This window comes from Pseudomonas sp. S3_C06 (assembly GCF_054667675.1).
Window position 1 is genome coordinate 402,486 of record NZ_CP162747.1, and the last position, 17,074, is coordinate 419,559.

The 17,074-nt window shown below is 59.3% G+C and carries 15 protein-coding genes; 2 read left to right on the forward strand and 13 right to left on the reverse strand.

Annotated features, from left to right (window positions below; genetic code table 11):
• From AB4N44_RS01645 to rfaH, 11 genes are all read right to left on the reverse strand, one after another.
• Positions 1-930 carry a glycosyltransferase family 2 protein gene (locus tag AB4N44_RS01645; protein WP_460158160.1) on the reverse strand — a complete coding sequence of 310 codons (930 nt, stop codon included), beginning with the start codon at positions 928-930 and terminating at the stop codon, positions 1-3.
• 40 nt (positions 931-970) lie between these two features.
• Positions 971-2,284 (reverse strand): O-antigen ligase family protein, encoded by a 1,314-nt coding sequence (locus tag AB4N44_RS01650; RefSeq protein WP_460110563.1) that lies wholly within the window; start codon positions 2,282-2,284, stop codon positions 971-973.
• Positions 2,281-3,393, reverse strand: coding sequence for a glycosyltransferase (locus AB4N44_RS01655; RefSeq protein ID WP_460110561.1), 1,113 nt, complete (start codon positions 3,391-3,393; stop codon positions 2,281-2,283). Before AB4N44_RS01655 ends, AB4N44_RS01650 begins: the two co-directional genes overlap by 4 nt.
• Positions 3,390-4,469 (reverse strand): glycosyltransferase, encoded by a 1,080-nt coding sequence (locus AB4N44_RS01660; RefSeq protein ID WP_460110560.1) that lies wholly within the window; start codon positions 4,467-4,469, stop codon positions 3,390-3,392. The genes AB4N44_RS01655 and AB4N44_RS01660 overlap by 4 nt, the downstream gene beginning before the upstream one ends.
• Before the next feature lie 2 nt (positions 4,470-4,471).
• The gene (locus AB4N44_RS01665) at positions 4,472-5,176 is read right to left on the reverse strand and encodes a WecB/TagA/CpsF family glycosyltransferase (protein WP_460110558.1); all 705 of its coding nucleotides are present in this window, start codon (positions 5,174-5,176) and stop codon (positions 4,472-4,474) included.
• Between the two features lie 12 nt (positions 5,177-5,188).
• Positions 5,189-6,529, reverse strand: coding sequence for a UDP-glucose dehydrogenase family protein (locus tag AB4N44_RS01670; protein WP_460110556.1), 1,341 nt, complete (start codon positions 6,527-6,529; stop codon positions 5,189-5,191).
• A 71-nt stretch (positions 6,530-6,600) separates the two neighbouring features.
• Positions 6,601-7,992 carry an undecaprenyl-phosphate glucose phosphotransferase gene (locus tag AB4N44_RS01675; RefSeq protein WP_322847219.1) on the reverse strand — a complete coding sequence of 464 codons (1,392 nt, stop codon included), beginning with the start codon at positions 7,990-7,992 and terminating at the stop codon, positions 6,601-6,603.
• Between the two features lie 149 nt (positions 7,993-8,141).
• On the reverse strand, positions 8,142-10,457 hold the full coding sequence (locus AB4N44_RS01680) for a GumC family protein (protein WP_160039963.1): 2,316 nt from the start codon (positions 10,455-10,457) through the stop codon (positions 8,142-8,144).
• Between the two features lie 2 nt (positions 10,458-10,459).
• Positions 10,460-10,993, reverse strand: coding sequence for a polysaccharide biosynthesis/export family protein (locus tag AB4N44_RS01685; protein ID WP_122598339.1), 534 nt, complete (start codon positions 10,991-10,993; stop codon positions 10,460-10,462).
• Positions 10,994-11,005: 12 nt separating this feature from the next.
• Positions 11,006-12,166 (reverse strand): outer membrane beta-barrel protein, encoded by a 1,161-nt coding sequence (locus AB4N44_RS01690; protein ID WP_127927520.1) that lies wholly within the window; start codon positions 12,164-12,166, stop codon positions 11,006-11,008.
• Positions 12,167-12,204: 38 nt separating this feature from the next.
• A complete protein-coding gene (rfaH, locus tag AB4N44_RS01695; protein WP_160039967.1) occupies positions 12,205-12,741 on the reverse strand; it encodes a transcription/translation regulatory transformer protein RfaH in 537 nt (178 codons plus the stop codon).
• Positions 12,742-13,344: 603 nt separating this feature from the next.
• Here rfaH and AB4N44_RS01700 point away from each other — a divergent pair.
• The gene (locus AB4N44_RS01700) at positions 13,345-14,322 is read left to right on the forward strand and encodes an NAD-dependent epimerase (RefSeq protein ID WP_460110550.1); all 978 of its coding nucleotides are present in this window, start codon (positions 13,345-13,347) and stop codon (positions 14,320-14,322) included.
• A gap of 59 nt (positions 14,323-14,381) precedes the next feature.
• Here the strand turns inward: AB4N44_RS01700 and AB4N44_RS01705 are convergent, their stop codons facing one another.
• On the reverse strand, positions 14,382-15,194 hold the full coding sequence (locus tag AB4N44_RS01705; RefSeq protein ID WP_460110549.1) for a DUF1206 domain-containing protein: 813 nt from the start codon (positions 15,192-15,194) through the stop codon (positions 14,382-14,384).
• Positions 15,195-15,430: 236 nt separating this feature from the next.
• Here AB4N44_RS01705 and AB4N44_RS01710 point away from each other — a divergent pair, with 236 nt between their 5' ends.
• The gene (locus tag AB4N44_RS01710) at positions 15,431-15,937 is read left to right on the forward strand and encodes a hypothetical protein (protein ID WP_460110548.1); all 507 of its coding nucleotides are present in this window, start codon (positions 15,431-15,433) and stop codon (positions 15,935-15,937) included.
• Positions 15,938-16,049: 112 nt separating this feature from the next.
• Here the strand turns inward: AB4N44_RS01710 and AB4N44_RS01715 are convergent, their stop codons facing one another.
• Positions 16,050-17,069: an XdhC family protein gene (locus AB4N44_RS01715; protein WP_460110546.1), complete on the reverse strand. Its 1,020-nt coding sequence runs from the start codon at positions 17,067-17,069 to the stop codon at positions 16,050-16,052.
• Positions 17,070-17,074 lie beyond the last annotated feature (5 nt).

Here is a 17,074-nt window from a genome sequence, read left to right on the forward strand (position 1 = left end):
TCAATGAGCTGGGGTTGACGCCGTTGGCTTGCGCCATGTTCTGGCGCGGGCATAGAGATAGCGCAAGGTCGGTTTGCCGTTGGCGAAGATCAGCGCTTGCCAGGAGCACTCGAGCATTCGCCGGTACACGCCGAGCACTTGGTCGTGCTCGCCGCGGCGGGAAAACGCTTCGAGAAAATCGGTGTGGTTGCTCAGGACGAAATTGATCCGTTGTTGCTGGCTGAGCATCTCGCCGTAGCGGGCGAGGTACACCTCAATGAAATGGATCTTGTTCTGGTAGTACTTCTTCGGTTGCGCGGTCATGTTGCCGCCGTTGACCGTACGCTCCAGCAGCACCTGCGGCACCGTGTGGACCTCCCAGTGTTCGGCGATCCGCGTCCACATGTAGCGGTCTTCGGAGTAACGCAGGCTGGCATCGAAACCACCGAGCTGCATGATCACCTCGCGCCTGACCAGCGCAGTGGAAACGCCATTGACGACGTTGGCGTGGATGAAGTCGTAGAAGTGCCTGCCGCTTTTGCGGCGGTTGTCCAGCTGCCGCCGGCCGTCGCTGTAATTGACCTGCGCGTAGCAGTCGATCAACCCCACCGGCCGGCCCTGACGACTGAGTTCTTCGTACAGGGCCAGTTGCAGCTCAAGCTTTTGCGGGTGCCACTGGTCATCGGCATCGAGCATCGCCACAAACGTCTCTTGCGAGTGCCGCATGCCGTGATTACGAGCGCTGGCCTGGCCTTCGTTGGCTTGCTGCAGCAGCGTCAGGCGAAACGGCGCGACAAAGTCTCTGACCCGTTGCGGTCCATCATCGGTGGAGCCATCGTCGATAACGATGACGTGATCCGGCAGGCGGGTTTGCCCGACCAGCGACGCCAATGTCTGCTCGATGCTGTCGGCGCCGTTGTACATCGGGATAACGACGCACACTGAATCCACGGAAGGGGGGCTTGATTGGGCACGGGTGGTTCTCCTTGGGTTACGCGTTGGCTGAATCGCGCGGCACTGCTCTGCCAGACACACGCTGACGCTGCGCTGCCGCTGAGGTTTCGGGGTAGGCCGCGAGGTGATGGCGGAAAGACAGGGCCAGAGTGCAGAACACCAGAAACTCGGCGGAGCGATAGTTGGGGATCACGTACGCCACATAATTGGTGACGGCGAACAAACCGATGATCACCAGCGCACTGGCGCGAAACTGCGCCGTCTGGTTCGCGGTCACGGCGCGGTACTGCTTGAGCAGGGCTTCGCCAAACATCAGCGCCAGCGCCGTCAGTTGGATGATCCCGCCGTTGAGCAGGGTTTCGACATAGCCGCTGTGGGCGTTACCGATGTAACCCCAACGGGTAATGAAGCCATCGGCATCGGGGCTGGACCAGAAGGCGCCGAAGCCGTAACCCTTGAGGAACTGCCCGTCGATAAAGGGCCCGAGCAGTTCCCAGATCAAGGTGCGGTCGGTCAATGACGGGTCACGACCGGCCATTTCCAGCAGCACCGCAAAGTTGCTGTAGAGGAACAGGCACACCAGCAGGTAAAGGAGGGTGCAGCCCAGAAACATCAGCGGCGAATGGTTGATGCGCAAACGGATCAGGGTCAGGAAGTACCAGTAGCTGATCGCTCCGGAAACAATCAGCGCGACCCCGGTCGCCGACTGCGCGAGCAGGATCGCGATCAGCGAGAAAAACGCGCAGAACAGCGCCCAGTGATTGCGTCGGCGAATCATCGGTAGCAACAACAGGATGGCGATCGCGTTGAGCCGCGCACCGGCATTCTTTTCGGCAAAAATCCCCTTGAAGGCGCCGTCGCGAATCCCCCCGGACAGGAACGCGACGTCAGGCATCACCACGGCGAGGATCAAGCCGATCAGCGCCGCCCCGCCGATGGCGCAACCAAGCATGAAGGTGATTTTTTCCAGCGAATAGTTGTAGGCAATGAAACCGGCGAAAAACACCATGCTGAGCATCGCGATAAAGCGCTTGAAACTCAGCATCGGGTCGTGGGACCAGCCGATCGACGCGATGACACAGAGCAAGAACAGCAGCATGAAAAAGTTGCTGCGATAAAAGGTCTTGCTGAGGAACACCTTGTTGCGGATGAAGAAGAATAACGGCACCAACAGCGTGATCAGCCCGCAAATCTGATTGGCCACGTTGCCTTCGAGGTCTTTGTTGATGTCGCCGAAGCTGGCGGCTCCGCCCAGGCTGAGGACAAAGGTAATCACCTGGATGTAGAACAGGATGCCGAACAAGGTGAAGCCGTCGCGTAAGGTCGAATACCTGATCGCCAGTGTGCTCATGATGACGGGCTCCCGATCAACGCTTTGAGATAGGTCTGCACGGCGCTGGCATTGATGAATCGGGCCGCGGCCTCCAGGCGCAATTCACGTTGCAGATTGCGCGGTGTGGCCAGTTGCAGGGCAATCGCCTGTGCCAGGGCGAGCGGATCGTCGACGTCAACCAGTGGCGCGACCACACCGCCAACGAGAATGTCTTGCGGGCCATGGGGACAGCGGGTTGCCACCACCGGCGTGCCCGTGGATAACGCCTCTACCAACGCGTTTGGGCTGCCCTCGAAGCGCGACGACAGCACGAAGCAATCGGCGGCAGCGACCTCCGCCAAAGGGGCATGGGCATAGCCCGGCAGATCGAAGCGGTCCGCCATGCCCAGTGCGCGCGCCTGTTCCAGCAGATTCGGCCTGAGTGCGCCCTCGCCAAAAATGATCAGTCGGGCGCGGCTGTCCGGCAATGCAGCGAACGCGGTGATCAAGGTGTCGAAGCCTTTTTGCGGCGCCAGTCGACCCACGGCGACAATCACCGGGCCGGATTTTTCCTGCAGCCAGCGGTGGCTGGGCAGACCGAGCGTCTTCTCGCGAAAGTCATTGTCGAGCACCGGGTTGTCGGCAATGGTCACGTCCTGGCGGCGGGCCACGGTTGTGTCGACCAGGTCCTGGGCTATACCCCGCGAGACACAGATCACCGGGTTGGGAATCAGCCGATACAACAGCGGCGCCAGCAGGTACGCGACGCGCACCATGAAGTCGGGGTTGACGTGCTTGTCGTGGGAAAAGGCATTGCGCTCGCTGACGTGCAGGCGTGCCAGCGTGCCGGACAACACCGACGCAGCGATCGCCACCACGTTGACGTGGGTGAGGGCCGCCAGTTGTGCGTCAAAGCGATTGGCCCGCAGAAAACGCGTGAGTGCCGGCACTGCACGGACGCTGCGTGGGCTATTCAACTCAACCTTCTTCACGCGCGGGTCGAGGTGCGCGGCGTGAATGCCGCCGCCGGTGAGCATCAGCAAGGTCACGTCATTGCCCGCGTCCACCAGCGCTCCAGCCAGACGCGCCATCATTTTTTCAGCCCCGCCGGCGCTGAGGTCATGCAGGATGATCAGCAACTTTTTCATTGATTCCATACCTGGTAATACGCCTGCGCCGCGTACTGGCTGGTGTACTGACGCAGGGTGTCAGTGAGTCTGGTTTCGCTGAAGGCAACGTCATCGCGTGGGACCAGGCTGCGCAGCATGCCGTCGGCCAGCGCCGGTACGTCGTTGACCCTCACCAGTTGGCCGAGTCGGCCGTTGTCCAGCAGTTCTCGGGGGCCGGTCTCGCAATCGCTGGCCAGCACCGGCGTGCCCAGTGCCAGCGCCTCGATCAATACCGTCGGCATGCCTTCTTGCACGGAACTCAAAATGAACAGTTGCGCGTGCCGGAGCAGCGGATAGGGGTTGCTCAGGAATCCGGTGAAATGCACCCGCGGAGCAATGCCCAGACGACGGGCCTGAGCGGTCAGTGCCTCGCGCAACGGGCCATCGCCGATGATCACCAGATCCGGCAGCACTGCGCTGCGCAGTGCCAGTGCGTAAGCATCGAGCAACAGCTGAAAACCTTTCGGTTCGACCAAACGGCCCAGGCCCAACCAGTACGCACCGGGCATTCCGGCGGGTAGCGGCGCCTGCGAGGCTTGAAAGAGTTGCTCGGTGACCACCGCATTGGGGCAATAACGGATGCGCTGCTGACCCCAGGGCAGTAACTCGACGAGCGTCTGGCGCAAGGCATTGGAGACGGTGACGACCTTGCCGCTGCCACACAGGTACAAGCTGTAGAGCACGCGCAGGCTGGCGGGACCGGTGTTCTGTTCACTGCAATCGAGGGTCGCGTGGCGGCAATAGATGACTTTGCACAAACGCCCCAAGGTGGCGAACCAGGTGCAGAGGTTGGCCTGCTCCTTGGCGGCAATCAGGTGGGTGACGCGTTCACGCTGTATGAGCCGGCGCAACAGAACGATGGACTTGAGCAAACCGACGAGACCGCTGCCGCCGCCGTTGAAGCGTTGCACACCCGGGGTATCGGGCACGTCTGCGTTGATGACGAAAAAACTCACCCGGCGACCGTCCTTGAGGAACTGCTCGGACAACCGTTGCTGAACGCGCTCGACGCCACCGCCCAGCTTGAAATCCTTGAGGATAAACAGGATGTGCATGGTCATTCCCCCACGCTGATGGCAACTTTGTGCCGGGCGAGCATCGTCAGCAGGTGCAAGAAGTTGCTGGGGTAATCGATGAGATAGCGTTTGATCGTGTGCGGCTCGCGGTACATTCGATAGAACGCGCGCAGGTGCAGGCGATTGATCAGCGCCGGGTAGTATTGCCGCATGGCCAGGGCTTCCTGGCGGATGAACCCGCCACAGGTGAAGGCAACACCACGAAAGCCTGCGCGCAGGGCATCCTGTTCGAACTGTTCTTGCAGCCCGGCGCCCAGGCCAACAATCAGGATGTCGGCGGCGCTGCGACAGATGTCCGCTTGAATGTCTTCGGCCTCGGCAGCGTCGAAATAGCCGTTGCGATAACCGGCGATGGTCAACTGCGGATAAAGCGCCCCGATCTTGACGATAAACAGCTCCAGCTCGGCCTGCCGGGCGCCGACGAAGTACACGCGTTTACCCAGTTGCTCGGCGCTGCCGAGGACAAGGTCGGCGATCGAGGTGAAGTCGAAGCTGACCCGGCCGATCGTCCTGCCGGTCACCCGCGACATGAAGGTCGACATCAGCATGCCGTCGCAGAAATAGGCGACGCTGCCCGGGGTCTGCTGGAAAACGCTGCCGATGGAGGCAAAGTTGATAAAGGAATAGGCCTGGTTGGCCTCCAGTAATTTCGCCGAGTAATGCCCGACCAGTTCCAGCTGCAACATGGCGCGGCTCCTTCAAATGACTGAAGGGGTTGGCCGCCCCACGGAGATGTAGGTGAAGCCGCGTTTGCTCAAACGCTGCGGATCGAACAGATTGCGCCCGTCGAAAATCAACGGTTGTTTGAGCTGCTGGCTGAGCAAGTCAAAGTCCGGCGCGCGAAAGGCTTGCCACTCGGTGACGATGATCAACGCGTCGGCATTTTTCAGCGCCGCTTCCTTGGTCCCCGCCAGCGTCAGGTCATCGCGTGCGCCATACAGGCGCTGGGCCTCTTCCATGGCTTTGGGATCAAACGCCTGAACGTTGGCGCCGGCTTGCCACAAGGCCTCCATCAGTACGCGGCTGGGCGCTTCGCGCATGTCGTCGGTGTTCGGTTTGAAACTCAAACCCCACAGGGCAAACGTCTTGCCGCGCAGATGACCGTCGAAGTGATTGAAAATCTTGCTGTACAGACTGGCTTTCTGGTCCTGGTTGCGCGCCTCCACGGCCTTGAGCAGGCGGGCGTCGATATCGACACTGGTCGCGGCATGGATCAGCGCCTTGACGTCTTTGGGAAAGCACGAGCCGCCGTAGCCCACGCCCGGGTAGATAAACTGGTAACCGATGCGCGGGTCGGCGCCGATGCCGTGCCGGACTTTTTCGATGTCGGCACCGAGTTTTTCCGCGAGGCAGGCCATCTCGTTCATGAAGCTGATCTTGGTCGCCAGCATGCAGTTGGCGGCGTACTTGCTCAGCTCAGCGCTGCGAAGGTCCATGACAATGATTTTGTCGCGGCTGCGATTGAACGGCTCATACAGTTCGCGCATCACCGCTTCAGCATGCGCGCTGTCGGTGCCGATGATGATCCGGTCCGGGCGCATGCAGTCTTCGACCGCGCAGCCTTCCTTGAGAAATTCCGGGTTCGACACCACGTCGAACGTCAGATGGCTGCGATTGTTGTCGGCCAGCACCTGCTCGATACACGCACGCACCTGATCGCCCGTGCCGACCGGCACCGTGGATTTGTCGACGATGATCTGATGCCGATCCATGTTCAGCGCGATGGTTTGCGCCACGCTCAACACGTATTGCAGATCGGCCGAACCGTCTTCGTCGGGCGGTGTGCCGACGGCGATCAACAGCACATCGCCATGCTGAACGGCTTCGGCCAGGTCGGTGCCGAAGCGCAGACGACCACTTTGATAATTGTCGCGCACAAGGCTTTTCAGGCCCGGCTCGTAGATCGGCAGCGTGCCTTGTTTCAGCGCCTCGACCCGGGCCGCGTCGACATCGACGCAGAGCACGTTGTGCCCGACCTCGGCCAGTGCGGCGCCCTGGACAAGGCCCACGTAACCAATACCGAATACGCTCACATTCATGGTCAAACCTCAGCTCGTTGTGAAGGTTGTCAACGCAGGGGCAGGGCGGGGATCAAGCGGTCTGGCAGGGGTCAGTAGATGTTTTTCGAGAACAGCGTGAAGGGCGTCTTGATGAGGATTTTGATGTCGAGCCACAGCGACCATTGGTTGATGTAGTTGAGGTCCTGGGCGACGCGCAGCTGCATCTTTTCCACGGTCTCGGTTTCGCCGCGATGGCCGGTGATCTGGGCCAGGCCGGTGATGCCCGGCTTGAGGCGATGGCGGGCCATGTAGGCGCGCACCTTGCCGGTGTAATAAATGTTGTGGGTGACGGCATGCGGGCGCGGGCCGACCAGGGCCATCTGGCCGGACACGACATTGAACAACTGCGGCAATTCGTCGATGGAACTGCGGCGCAGGAAGCCGCCGATCGGGGTCAGACGGGCATCGTCACGGGTGGCCTGGCGCACCTCGCGATCGTCGTGGACGTGCATCGAACGAAACTTCCAGACCTTGATCACTTCACCGTTGCAACCGTGGCGGGCCTGCTTGAACAGCACCGGGCCTGCGGAGGTCAGCTTGACGGCGACGGCCACCGCCAGCAGCAAGGGACTGAGCAGAATAATGGCCGCGCCGGCCAGGCTGCGTTCAAACAGGTCCTTGCAAAACAGACTCGCCGGGTGCGAGCTGATCAGGCTTTCATTGAGGTAGATCGCCGGCATTCGCTCGATTTCCGAGATCGAATGGTTGAGCAACACCATGCTGCCGAAATCCGGAATCCACACCACGTCGACATTCATATCCAAGAGGTCGATGTACAGCGCTTCAATGGTCGCGGCATGCGCCATGGTCAGCACGATGTAGACGCGGCGCACTTCCAGGCGCGTGATGATCTCGCGGATCGCGGCAACGTTGCCGAGCAGCGGCAGAATGCTTGGGGCCGGGCCGCTGTTGTCGGCGGCAGCGATGAAACCGAGCACCAGCGCGCGGTTCGGTCGCGAGAGTTTTTTCGCCAGCTCATGGGCCGTCGGGCAGGTGCCGATGATCACCGACCGGCGCTCTTTGCAGACCTTGCGCGAGTGCAGCCGGGCGAAGTAATGCAGGGGCAGAAAACTCGCCGCCTGCACCACGAAACCCAACACGGCCCAGACAATAATCACCTGGCGTGAATAGATCGCGCTGGTCTGGGTGATGAAGGCAATGGCCGCGAGCACGGCCAGCAGAATCAGCCAGCCAGCCAGCAATCGGCCGAGGCCGACCAACAGACCATGGCGCTTGTGGTAGACCTGCATCACGCTGTAAATCGGCACCGAACCGAGCACGGCGAGAATGATCAGGATGCGGTATTCGCTGTTCAGACTGCCGACGCGCCAATGCACGAGCAACATCAGCAACACGGTGGTCAGCGACAGCGCACACAGCCACTGGCCCCAGAAAGTCAGGCCTCGGCGGTGCGTCAGGTGAGCGGTATAGAGCGGTGTCATGGGCTTAACCTCAAGGCAGCAGTCATGTATCAGCGCTAATCGAACGGACAGGACGGGTCGCCCGATGGCTATTCCGTAGCTCGGCAGAGGTGAAGCGGGTTGTGCGATGGCAGAAGGGGGTGTAGCGGCTGGCGTATTCGCCTGAGGTGTTACCTGGGCGCGAAATCGTAGTTATAGAACGCCCGGGAGTGGTGATGGCCGTACTTGCGCGCCTTGCGCAGGTCGACCTGGTTGAGCACGGTGCCAAACACCGGCACATGGCTCTGCTGCAACGCGGCAAGGCCGCGCTGTACTTGGCTGATCGGCGTGCTGTCGGCCTTGACCACGTAGATCACGGCATCCGAATGCCGCGCCAGCAACAGTGCGTCGCTGATCATCTCGGCTGGGGGTGAATCGATAATGATGTGGCGGTAACGCGACCTCAGCGCCTCAAGCATGCGCGCCATGCGCGGTGAGCTGAGCAGATCCTGCGGCGGCGGCTGTAAGGGATTGAGCGAATCGGCCGGCGACGGCAGGCGCGGGGCGGCGAACATGTCCAGCGGTGCCGGCAGGACCTTGCCGGCCGGCAACATGTCCAGATTGCCCACCGAGACAATGCAGTCTTCAAGCCTGGCGGTGCCGGCAATGACATTCGCCAGCCCCGGGCTGTCCGGTGGGAAATCGAAGTTCAGCGACAAGGTTGGCTGACGCATGTCGGCATCGATCAACAGCACACGCTCGAGTGACGTCAGCGAGCTGGCCAGATTGTTGGCAATGGTGCTTTTACCCTCACCGGCAACCGTCGACGTCACCAGCACCACCTGCGAGGGCATTTCGCTGCTTTGCAGCATCAACCAGGTACGCAGGTTGCGAATGGTCTCGGAAAAACGCGGGTTGTCGTTATCCTCGAACAAGCGCGCCAATTGCCGACGGGTTTTCTTCGTCACCAGTGGTACGACGCTGAGCAATGGAATGTTCAGCGCGTTTTCGATCGACTCATCGGTTTTGAAGGTATTGCTCAGGCTCTCGAAGAGCAGCGCCAAGGCAACGCCGATCACCGCAGCGATCAACCCGACGATCGCGACAATCAAGGTTTTACGCGGTTTGCTCGCGTCAACCGGGACAATGGCCGGGTCGACGATGCGCACCTTGGTCGAGTCCATGTCGGCGGTGGCGGTGGTTTCTTTCAGGCGGGTGACGAATGTTTCATACAGCGCGCGGGAGCTGTCGACCTCACGCTGGAACTCGCGCAACTGAAATTCTTTGCGCGCAATGTCCTGGATTTGCGCCTTGTTGCTGTTGAACGACTGCCGTAGCGAGGCTTCACTGGCAGTGGCGAGCTGGTATTGCCGCTCGATACCGGCGACCACTTGTTGCACCTGCAATTGCAGGCTGGTGGTGGCGGTGCGCAATTCGGTTTGCGCAGAAAGCAGGCTCGGGTGTTTTGGCCCATAACGGCCCGCCAGTTCATCTACCTTGGCTTGCGCCACAGCCCGGTCGGCCTGGAACTTCTGCACCAAAGGATTGCTCAGCACCGCAGGTACGCTGGAGAGGCGGCTCAGATCGCCGTTGCCCAAGGCCTTCGCCTGGCGGTATTCGCTCTCGGCTTCAGCGCGGTTGCGCCGGGCGTCGACCATGCGATTACCGGTCATTTCCAGTTCGTTGGCACTGATGGTGGCAACGCCGCCGACGTCCACCAGACCTTGCTCTTCGCGGTAGCCCTGGAGCTTTTTCTCGGCCACGCGCAAGTTGTCGCGCAGCTTGACCAGCCGTGTGTTCATCCAGGCTGTGGTGGTTTGCGAGGACTTCTCGCTGGTGTCGAGCTGGCTGTCGGTGAAGCCTTGGGCCAACGCATTGGCCGCTGCGGCTGCGAGAACCGGATCGGGCAACTCGACCTCGATCTCGAGCAACTGGCTCTTGCCGACGAACTTGACGCTGGTGTGCAGCATGAGGTTCTGCGTGACCTGATTGAAAACATCTTCTTCAGTGGGCTCGTCTTTTTTGCTCAGCGGCATCAACCGGCTCAGGCCCGGGATCCATTGATCAAGGTCGAGATCCGCCAGCCACTGGCGCGGTGTGAACCAGGGCTTTGATTGCTGGCGCGGGTCGGTGACCGGATGCGTGGTCAGGCCGAGTTTTTTCACTGCGCGTTCGGCAAGATCGCGCGATTGCAGGAGCGCCTGCTGGGTCTGCAAATAGTCCGTGGCGTTGCCGCCGGAATCCTTGACTTGCTGGAACGACATCAGCGGCGGGGTTTTATCGTTGAACAGCAAGGTGGTGCTGCCGATGTATTGCGGCGTGATGTTCGAGACCACAATCGCGGCCAGCGCAGCGCTCGCCAGCACCAGCCAGGCGATGCTCCATTTGGCGCGCCAGATCACTCTCCAGAGCTTTAACAGGTCAAGGGTGTCCTTGTCTTCGCTGTACTGCTGATGCAGATGCGCTTGCAGAGGACGTTCGACGTAGGTGCTAGGGCTGTTGTCCATGATTAGAAAAAGCCTTGTGCAATGGAAATGGTGTCGCCGGGGGCAATCGTGGTGTTGCGCGTCACGTCATCGGTGAGGGTCGCGCCACCATCGCCGCGCAAAATGGTCACGCGCTTGATCGAGGCCCGCTCGGTCAAGCCCCCGCCCAAGGCAATGGCTTTCTCCAGAGTCAGGCCGGGCACGAACGGGTAGCTGCCGGGTTTCTTGACTTCGCCATTGATGTAGAAAGAGCGGTATTCAATCTGACTGAGGCTGACTTTCGGGTCGATCAGGTATCCCTGTTTCAGCCCGTCGACGATGATTTTTTCGACTTGGCCGGGGGTCAGTCCCTTGGCGGAGATCTCACCGAGAAAAGGGTAGGAAAAAGTGCCGGCATCACTGAGGCGGATCTTTTTCAGGCTCAATTCCGGCTCACCGAAAACGATGATCCGCAACACATCGCCAGCGGCCAGTTTGTATTGGGTGCTGGGGTCTGCAGCGAAGGTATGAGGTAGAAAAAACAGGGCAAACACCAAGACGAGCGTGCGTGTGTTCATGTCGAAACCCTCTTAAAGGCTGACGTTGAAACTGATCTGGAACACGTTGCGGGTGAAGCTTTCATCGTCGGCATCGGAATCGTTGTCGCGATAGCGATAGCCCAATTCGATATCCAGCCAGCGGCGCATCGCGTACACCACGGCCAGGTTGTAGTCCTGGAGATCGTCGGTACGGCTTTGGCCTTCGTAGACATAACGGCCAAAACCGGCTTGTGCCACCGTGGTGATGCGTTCGGTCCAGCCGTGGCGCCAACCGACCTGAGTGAACGTCGACTTCACGGCATCAGCGCCATCGTCGCCTTCGGCGAGGGCTTGGCGAGCGACAAAGGTAAACGTCGAGTAGGTTCGCGGTTTCCATTGCAAATCGACTTGCCAGGTCGGGTTGTTGAGGTCCTTGGATTCGCTGTTGTCGAAGTTCTTGCGCTCATAACCGAGGCGCACTTTGCCCGTCGTACGTGCGGTGAAGTCCCACACGGCACCGGCCAGTACCGCATCGGATTTGCTGCTGCGCGGGCTGTTGGCTTGCTGATAATCAAAGTCGGTGTGGTCATATTCCAGCAGGCCGCGGGTGTTACTGCCGATGCGGTGGTACCAGGTGCTGGTGAGGGCGGTGGTATTGCGTTCCTTGTCGTCGTTGATGCCGTCGGCATTGTCGTAGCGAAGTTGCGCGTAACTGGCGCCGACATCGATTTGGTTGTCGGCACTTTTAGCGCCGAAGGTGTAGAGCCCCCCCACGCGTTTATTGTTGAGTTTGTCGTTGATGCCCTCGACTGCCGTCGACTCGGTGCGCTCCCATTTACGGTATTCAGCATCGAGCTTGAGACGATGGCGGTCGGTGAACTCCATGATGCTGTCGGCACGCACGCGCTGGGCGGTGTTCGAGGCATCGGAATCGTCGTGATAGATATAACGCGTGGGCTGCCAGATCAGTCGAGTGGCGCTGTTGCGATCTTCCGCCTTGAGCTCGAAGGTCGGCGCCAATTTGGTGACCATCGATGACTGTTTACTGTTCTCCACTTCACGAAAGTTATCGTCATAACTTTCTGAAAACAAAAAGGATGGCGTGAAATCGAATCCGTAAACATTAATGGCTTGCGGATCGATACTCCAGGCCATTCCAGGATAGAGAGAGGCCATCAGCAGTGCGACAGGGCATCGTGACTTCAAAGCCATGTTATAGCTCCTGAGCAAAGGCCTATAAGGCAAGGGGGTTAGTGATAGTTCTGAACGTTGGGTTGTTGACGTTCGATCACGCTGAGTGGCAAGCAAACGGATTGTTCGCGATTAAGAAACTGCAAGAGGATCATCACCCGGTCGCTGCCGTGCAAGCCGAGAAACACGCCCTCCAAGGGTGCCAGCGGGCCGCTGACGATCTGCAGGTTCTGCCCCGGTTTCAGGGCCTCATCCGGCCCCGACAGCGATGATTCGATACAGCGCGCACGCAAGTGCTCGATGACGTGCTCTGCCACCGTCGCAGGACCGTGATTGAATTCGACGATGCGACTGACCCCGCGTGTAGAACGCAAGGGCCCCCAATTGTCGTTACGACTGAGTTGGATAAACAAATACCCGGGGAATAGCGATTCGCGCACTCGCTGTCGTTTCCCACGGATGATTCGTTCACTGAGGAGTTGCGGATGGAATACCACGTAATCCTGTTGGAGCAGGTTCAGGTGAGCGCGCTCATCCTGACGTGGCTTGCATTGCAAAAGGTACCAAAAGGGATGTTCGGAGCTGATAACTGGCATGCTGGTAAACTCTGTAATGATCGAAAGTTTATGCAGGCAGGAGCTCTATCGAGGGCTAAGTAAAGGCAAATGGCAACAGTCTGTTTTTATGTTTGGCGCAGAAGTGTTTCATACATGAATCACAAAGCGTTTCATTAAGGTGCGTCGAACTTAGGCGTGACGCTATAGTGTGCGGCGCATAGGGAATAAGCCGCGGCTTAACTTTTCAGAAGACAAAGCTACCGCACGGTCTGCGCATGGCAGCGTTTAATGATAGGTAACTAAGTAGTTGTCTCTGAAACGACAGGGCGCGAGTAGAATATTGCTCGCGCCCTGTAAAAATGAACCTTGGTAGTTATCGGCCAGTCTTTGCGGTCTGTCAAACGTTCCCAGTCAAAAAACACGCCATTTATCCGCTAGTGATGGCACTCGCGCGCAGGTTATTGTTTTTTAAGGCGTCATCCTTTTGTCGGAAGGCAAGAAACTTTACTGTCACTTCAGAGTCGTCGCTCGCCATTTAGATCAGACGTTAAACCCCATAGTTGGGGAAGTTATAAAGTCTGGACTCCGCAAGTCGACCAACGCTATAACTAATCGCCTGGCGACTTGGCTGGAGAGGCGAATATGTCCGTTCTTGTTACAGGTGCTGCAGGCTTTATCGGATATCACACGGTCAGACGATTGATATTGCAAGGCCATCAAGTAATCGGCATCGACAATCTTAACGATTATTACAGCGTGGAACTCAAACAGGCGCGCCTCAAGCAGTTGAGCGAGCTAAAAGGTTTCCGTTTCCAGACCATGGACATTGTCGATAAGCCAGCCTTGATGGCTCTGTTCGAAGAGCAGGGGTTCACCGAAGTCGTGCATTTGGCCGCGCAAGCGGGTGTCCGCTATTCGCTCGACAACCCGGATGCCTATGCGCAATCAAATCTGCTGGGCTTTCTCAATGTGCTGGAAGCCTGCCGGCACTATCCACCTGCGCATCTGATCTACGCGTCGAGCAGTTCGGTGTACGGGGCCAACAGCAAGCTGCCATACAGCGTCGATGACGCGGTCGAGCATCCGGTGTCCCTGTATGCCGCCACCAAACGCGCCAATGAATTGCTTGCCGACAGTTACTGCCATCTCTACGGCCTGAAGGCCAGCGGGCTGCGATTTTTTACCGTCTATGGACCATGGGGCCGACCGGACATGGCGATGTTCAAGTTCACCGAAGCGATCCTTCAGGGGCGGCCGATTGATATTTACAATCAGGGTCAGATGGCGCGGGACTTTACCTACGTCGATGACGTTGTCGAAAGCATCGTCCGCCTGTGCCCGAAGCCGCCAACGCCCGACAAAGACGCCCATGGCAGCCACCGGATTTTCAACCTGGGGCGGGGCAGGCCGATAGCGCTGCTGGATTTTGTCGACTGCCTGGAGACGGCATTAGGCATAAAAGCCCAGCGCAATTTGCTGCCGATGCAGGCCGGCGATGTGGTCAAGACCTGGGCTGATGTTTCGGCGCTGGCAGACTGGATCGGGTTTACGCCGCAGGTCGAGGTTGAGGTGGGTGTGGCGGAGTTTGTACGGTGGTATCGCGAGTATTATCGGGTGTGATCGAAACAGTAGCGTCCCCGCTGACGGGGTGACGAGCGCCATGGGGACTGGATTACACCCTACGGTCTCGCGACTCCCGGCACATCCATATTGATCTTGCGCCAGAAAGCTTCCGCCAGACTGTAGACCGAGAAGGCAATCAGCCCCAAGGCCATCACCATCAAGATCAGCCAGCCAGCGGGTAGATTCTGCAGCGCATCGAGCGCTTCCTTCATACCCGGTGGATCCATGGCTTGATAGGTGGAACCGCTGACGGCCAGCAGCAATGCAATCTCGATAAACACCACGCCGCGCGCGATCAGACCAAACCGCGAGACCGGGCGCACGTAGCGCATGACATCCTCGTCGGCCTCGAAATACTTCTCGAACGACGCTTTCCATCCTTTGACGATGTGAGCAATGCCGACCCCCAGCGGAATGAGGGCGATCAGGTACACCAGCCAGTTCGAATGTTCCCAGGACAGCAAATGCGCCAGCCAGTCTTTGGTTTGTCCTGCGGAATCGCCCGAGCTTTTAATCCCGCTTATAAGCAGACCCAATGCAAAGAACGCCAGAGCACCATTGACCAAGCCACCCACAAACAGCCCTGTGCGAATCACCAGCCCTTTGAATTTTGTGCCGTGATGGTCGACATCACGCGTTGCCTGCAGGACACGCCAGGCGGCAAATGCGAGCAGCCCCGCCACGACAAGTCCAACCAGAAAATAGCCGAATGGCTGGCCCAGCAACGCTTCCAGACTCTTGTGACTGTCCTTTGGCTTGGTTGAATCCTGGGCTGCCAGCAACGCAAAGATGCCGATGATCAAATACAGCATTCCTCGGGCGGCGTAGCCTCCCCGAGCGAGAATGACAAGGTTGCGTTGCGCGGACATGGGACGTATTCCTGAGAGGTCATACCAGAGCAGACCCTTCTTGCCGGGAGGGGTTCTATGAACGGTCAAAGACTGCCGGGGCCTGGTGATCGAGAACGTACTGCGACCGCGGCTCAAGTCATACCGGCTGCCCCAGAATCGGGCCTTGCACAGCGACTTCCGTCTGTCGCAGGACTTGAACCATAAAGGGCGGATTGCGTCTTAACTTTTGCGAAATCAACCCTATGGAAGCAATCATGCTTTTGAAGAATAAGAGTCTCCTTGCTGTCATGTCCTGCGCCATGATGCTTGCAGCCGCCCCATTACTCCCTGCTGACCTCTCTGTCATGAACTCTGCCCACGCGAAGGACGGTGGCGGTGGTGGTGGTGGTGGTGGTGGTGGTGGCAACGGCGGTGGCAACGGTGGTGGCAATGGTGGCGGTAACGGCGGTGGCCACGGTGGCGGTATGGGCGGCGGTCGTGGCGGCTCAGATCACGGAGGCACCAACAGCAACGGCCGTGGCAATGGGCTCAGTAGTGATCATGCGGGCAAGGCCACTCGTGACCATGGCGAAAGCGGTAACCACTATGGCAGTGATCGCAATGGTGACAGCGGTCACGGCTCAACGACTTCAGGCGTCGCCCATTCCAAAGATACGCGCGGCGTGACCAAAGCGACGGCCATCTCCGACACGACACCAGGGGATCACAACTCGAAAGGGTTGAGCAAAGCCGGAACGTCGACAGCCAAGAAATCACACTGATCCGCTCTACCTGCCGCACGCAATATAAACAAAGAGGGCGCCTGACAAGGCGCCCTCTTTGTTTACGCATTTGCTATTAATCGGAGGCGCTATGTCAGCGTGTCGCTGGGGGCTAGCCGGATGAGGAGACCAGGTTTACCGCTTTGGCCCTGGCAATTGAAAACGCTTTCGGCAGATTGGCGCCATTCTTCGCCGCAAGGATCTCGGCCATCACACTAACGGCAATTTCCGCCGGCGTCTTGCTACCAATATAGAGGCCGATCGGCCCGTGCAGGCGCTCAAGCGACGCCTCGGTTTCAGCAAAATGTTCGATCAGGCGTTCGCGGCGCAGCTGGCTGTTGCGCCGCGAACCGATGGCGCCGATGTAGAACGCCGGGCTGTGGAGCGCTTCGAGCAACGCCAGATCGTCGAGTTTGGGGTCATGACTCAAGGCGACGATGCAGGTGCGCAGATCGACCGCGAAGTCGCGGACCACGTCGTCCGGCATGCCGACAATCCGCTCCACACCGTCTACTGCCCACGTCTCGATGTACTCGGGACGCGGATCGCACACCGCCACCTTGAAGCCGTTGAACAAGGCCATGGTCGCCAGATATTCGGCCAGCGCTCCGGCCCCGATCATCAGCATCCGATAGCCCGGTCCCAGAGTGTTGAGCATCTGCGCACCATCGAAGCTGAATTGTTCCGGCGTTGCGGTCGGTTCGAGCATGACCTGACCGGACTCCAACGCCAGTCGGCGACGAACCAGTTGCCCGGCGTCCAGTTGCCCCAGCAACGCGTCAAGCGACTGCCACGTCGGGTTGAACTCAAGGATCAGTTCAAGCGTGCCACCGCAGGGCAAGCCGAAGCGATGCGCCTCATCGGCGCTGACGCCATAGCGCACCACTTGCGGTGCGCTGTCGCTAAAAGCGCTGCCGCCATACGCCGTGGTGAAGCGATGGATCAGATCGTCCTCGATGCAGCCACCGGACACGCTGCCCACCACGCGACCGTCGTCACGCAAAGCCATCATCGACCCCGTCGGCCGTGGTGATGAACCCCAAGTGCGCGCCACCGTAGCGAGCAACACACGTTCGCCAGCGGCGAGCCAGTCCCGCGCCGTGCGCAGGACCAGCAAGTCGATGCTCTCCATCAATT